Here is a 4,340-nt window from a genome sequence, read left to right as displayed (position 1 = left end):
TCTCGGCCCAGCGGGCGAGGTGATCGCGGGAGAGCTTGCCGCTGGCCCAGGCGACGCTGAAGGGGGCCTTGTTGGCACTCTTGCCCTTGATGGCGTTTTCGAGAGCGGCACGGAAGTCTTCGCGGTTCATGAGTTCGGGCATTGGGGGGCTCCTGGTAAGGGTTCGCGCTTGGGGTGGGCCACGGAGGCCCTGCCGATGAATCGATATGTAGATTGTATACTATCTACATGTCATGAAAGGGTCAATGCGTTTTTGCGGGGCAAGACCAGTTTTTTCGGGAGGGAGCGAGGACGCCGCAGAGACGACAAGGGCGGCTGCGCCGGCTGGCGCAGCCGCCCTCGGATGCAGGCAGTTGTGGGGGAAGGACCGGACGCGCCTTATCGCCAGATCAGCATCGCGCAGACCGTGGAAACGCCTAGCCCGATCAGCACCGGCACCAGCAAGGCCCGCACCGCATCCAGCACCGGCACCCGGGCAAAACCGGCCACCGCGATCAGCGAGGACCAGGCGATCAGCGTGCCGCCCCCGGTCCACACCGCGCCCATCTGCCCGATGGCGGCCAGCGTGGCCGAATCGAAACCAACCACCGGCCCCAGCGCGCCGGCCAGGGTGCCGGTCAGCGGCAGCCCGGCGAAGCCCGAACCATCGATGCCGGTGATCATGCCCACCACCAGCACGCCGAAGGCGACCAGGACATGGTTGTCCGGGATCATGTGCTGGTAAGCCTGGATCAGTTCGAACAGCAGGCTGGGCGCCTTGTCGGGGCTCACGCCCAGGATCTGCGCGGCGGTCTCGCCGGCACCGACGAAGAAGAAACCGGCGATCGGCAGCACCGAGCCCATGGCCTTGAAGGCGAAGACGAAGCCGTCCGTGATGTGCTCGGGGCAGACATCGAGCATCTTGCGCGGGCCTTCGGCTGCCAGCGTGGCCAGCATCATCAGCAACGCCGCCACCCCGCCGACCAGCGCCGCGGCGTCGCCGCCCTTCAGGTCGTGCAGGCCCGCCCCCATCTTGGGCAGCACCATCACCGCCACCACCGCCAGGAAGGCCAGCGGCGTCACGATGGCGAAGCATTTCGACCACTTCACGCGGCGCAGCGCCACCATCGCCAGACTGCGCTCGATGTTCGAGTCGGTGGCGAGTGGCTCGGTGTGCTCCGTGCCACGCGCGATCTCGGCCTTGTCGAACGTGCCGGCCTGCTCGATCCCGGCGTCCGCGCCACTGGCGCGGGCCTGCCAGTTGGTCAGCAGCGCGCCGCTGGCGGGCACGATGTGCTTGCGCATCGACAGGTAGGCCAGGGCCAGCGCGATGCCGCCGGTAATGATCGACAACACCAGCGCGCGATCCGCCACCACGGCGGCGCTGACCGCGGCGCCGGCCGCCTTGGCGCTGATGCCCGGCGCCACGCCGATCACGTAGTCGGACGACAGCGCCATGCCCTGCCCCGCGATGGCGATGGCCATGGCGCCGGCCAGCGGCGGCAGTCCGGCCGCAATGGCCGCCGGCAGCAGGATGGCCGATACCAGCGGCACCGCCGGCGTGGGCCAGAAGAACAGGGAGATCACGTAGGTGATGCCGGCCAGGATGAAGAAGGCGGAATGCCCGTTCTTCATCACCACGCGGAACGGCTCCACCATCCGGATATCCGAGCGCAGCGTCTTGAGCGAATTGAGCAGCGCCGTCATGAAGGCGATGACCAGGAAGATATTGAACAACTCCTTGGCCGCCACCAGGCTCGCCGAAAAGATCCCTCCAAGCGCCGAAACCGGGCTGCCGGTCAGCGCAAATACCACCAGGAACGTACCGAGAATCGACGGTACGACCACGTTGGCCCGCAGGATCATGGTCAGGACGATGACCGCCACGCCCAGTAGATAGATCCAGTGTGCCGCGCCAATCACTGCTTCGTGTTGCATGTGTTCCCCTTGGATCTTTATCTGTAGAGACCTTTGTACTGTTTCCCGTGGGGCTATGTCTGCCCCGATGAACGTATACTATATTCTTGATCTAGATCAGAACAAGATAAATCTGTGGAGACTAGGGAATGCCCCTGTCTTGGTGCAAACCCTTGTATTTGTGCGCCTTAACGGGGCCTTTACGCACTTTTTGCGGGATAACCCCACTCAGGCGCACCGATCACGGATGCCTTCCCCACACAATTTATGTAGACTGTATACCAATATACCATCCAAGACCGCAGAATACCTGCCGGTCTAACCGATCAACTGCCGGCCACCCAGACCCGTCATGACCCTCAATGCCTTCCTTCCCGCAGATATAACCGCCCTGCAGTTCGGCATGATGGGCGCGCTGATCTTCCTGGGCGCCTGCTTGCAGGGCGTCGGCGGGATCGGGTTCTCGATGCTGTCGGCACCGGTGGCCGTGCTCTTTTTCCCGCAACTGGCGCCCGGCCCCTTGCTCGCCATGGGCGGGCTGGTATCGCTGCTGGGCGCGGTGCGCGAGTTCCGCTCGATTGCCTGGCGCGCGACCGGCAATGCCCTGGCGGGGCGCGCCGCCGGCACGCTGGTGGCGGTGGCCGCCATGACGCAGTTGCCGGCCCGCCTGCTGGCACTGATATTCGCCCTCTCGATCCTGGCCGCCGTGACACTCAGCCTGCTCGGCTGGCGGGTGCGGGCGTCCGGCCTCAACATGGCGGTGGCGGGTGCCGCATCCGGCTTCATGGGCACCGTGACCTCGGCCGGCGCCCCGCCCTTTGCCATCGTCATGCAGCACCTGCCGCCGCCACAGTTGCGCGCCACCATCGGCTGCATCCTGTGCGCGGGCGCGGCGTTCTCGCTGGCGATGCTGTGGGCCGCCGGACGCTTCGGGCTGGCCGACCTGTGGCTCAGCGCGAGCCTGACCCCGATGCTGCTGCTCGGCTTCGCGATCTCGAACCGCCTCAAGAACCGCTTCTCCGCCAAGACCGTGCGCAAGCTGCTGCTGGCCCTTTGCACCGCCGGCGCCGTCGGCGTGCTGGTCAAGCTTGCCCTACCCGCCTGAGCCAACGCCAACTCCAACTCCAACGCGATCGCCGCATCCACCCCACGCATTCCATCCATCCGGCGCGCCCCGCGCCAGCGAACATCAACAGGAAAACACACCATGCTGCATATCACCGACGAGATGATCGACCGCCATGTCACCCCCGCGGATGCCCAGCAAGTCATGCTGGACGCCTTCCGCAGCTTCGGCGAAGGCAAGGCCGCCATGCAGGAGCGCATTCGCACCGAGGCCGGCGGCGTCAAGCTGTCGACGCTCGGCGCGGTCATTCCGCAGCAGCAGGTAGCCGGCGCCAAGGTCTACACCACCATCAAGGGCCAGTTCTCCTTCGTCATCCTGATTTTCTCCACCGAGGACGGCCGCCCTCTCGCGTCCTTCGATGCCGGCGCCATCACCCGCCTGCGCACGGCGGCCTGCTCCGTGCTGGCCGCGCGCCACCTGGCCCGCCAGGACGCCGAGGTACTGGCGTTGTTCGGCGCCGGCACGCAAGGCGTGCAACATGCGCGCCAGCTCGCCGCCGCCCTGCCGCTCAAGCGCATCCTGCTATCCGATCCCTATGCCGATGCCGCCACCCCGGAGCGCCTGGCAACGTGGTGCGGCATCCCCGTGGCCTTTGCCGAACCCGACGAGGCCGTCGCCCAGGCGGACGTCGTGGTCACCGCTTCGCGCTCCACCACCCCGCTGTTTTCCGGCCATGCCATCAAGCCCGGCGCCTTCGTGGCGGCCATCGGTTCCAGCCTGCCGCATACGCGCGAACTGGACGATGCGGCGCTCGCGCGCGCCAGCAAACTGGTGGTGGAATGGCGCCCGCAATCCGTGCGCGAGGCCGGCGACATCGTGCTGGCCGACCCCGCCGTGCTGCCGGCCGACAAGATCGTGGAACTGGCCGACGTGGTAACCGGCAAGGTGCGTCCCCGCGAGAGCGATGCGGACGTGCTGATCTACAAATCGGTCGGCGTAGGGCTGGAAGATGTGGCGCTGGCGGGCTTTGCCTACCGGAAGCTGCTGGAAGCGGGTGAGGCCAGGGCCGCCTGAAGCCACGCTTCGGCCGGCACCTCGACAAAACCCGCAAAACAAAACCCGCAAAATTCGTTGACCTTGTCGCGCTTGGTAGATAGTATACAATCTACATATTGATTCATCGGCAGGGCCTCCGTGGCCCACCCCAAGCGCGAACCCTTACCAGGAGCCCCCCCAATGCCCGAACTCATGAACCGCGAAGACTTCCGTGCCGCTCTCGAAAACGCCATCAAGGGCAAGAGTGCCAACAAGGCCCCCTTCAGCGTCGCCTGGGCCAGCGGCAAGCTCTCCCGCGATCACCTCGCCCGCTGGGCCGAGA

At 66.1% G+C, this 4,340-nt stretch carries 3 protein-coding genes and 2 pseudogenes; 3 read left to right on the top strand and 2 right to left on the bottom strand.

Features of this window, described 5'->3' with window-relative positions; genetic code table 11:
• A pseudogene (locus AB4Z48_RS40190) lies at positions 1–142 on the bottom strand (iron-containing redox enzyme family protein); the annotation flags it as partial.
• 236 nt (positions 143–378) lie between these two features.
• Positions 379–1,917 carry a hypothetical protein gene (locus AB4Z48_RS40185; RefSeq protein ID WP_441624431.1) on the bottom strand — a complete coding sequence of 513 codons (1,539 nt, stop codon included), beginning with the start codon at positions 1,915–1,917 and terminating at the stop codon, positions 379–381.
• A gap of 331 nt (positions 1,918–2,248) precedes the next feature.
• Between AB4Z48_RS40185 and AB4Z48_RS40180 the strand changes: the two genes are divergently transcribed.
• The 3 genes and pseudogenes from AB4Z48_RS40180 to AB4Z48_RS40170 all read left to right on the top strand — a co-directional run.
• Positions 2,249–3,001, top strand: coding sequence for a sulfite exporter TauE/SafE family protein (locus AB4Z48_RS40180; RefSeq protein WP_441624429.1), 753 nt, complete (start codon positions 2,249–2,251; stop codon positions 2,999–3,001).
• A 102-nt stretch (positions 3,002–3,103) separates the two neighbouring features.
• The gene (locus tag AB4Z48_RS40175) at positions 3,104–4,036 is read left to right on the top strand and encodes an ornithine cyclodeaminase family protein (protein ID WP_441624427.1); all 933 of its coding nucleotides are present in this window, start codon (positions 3,104–3,106) and stop codon (positions 4,034–4,036) included.
• A 162-nt stretch (positions 4,037–4,198) separates the two neighbouring features.
• Positions 4,199–4,340: pseudogene (locus AB4Z48_RS40170) on the top strand (iron-containing redox enzyme family protein); the annotation flags it as partial.

The sequence above is a fragment of the Cupriavidus sp. 2TAF22 genome, assembly GCF_052115045.1.
Taxonomy (GTDB): domain Bacteria; phylum Pseudomonadota; class Gammaproteobacteria; order Burkholderiales; family Burkholderiaceae; genus Cupriavidus.
This window is presented reverse-complemented; position numbering and strand designations above follow the sequence as displayed.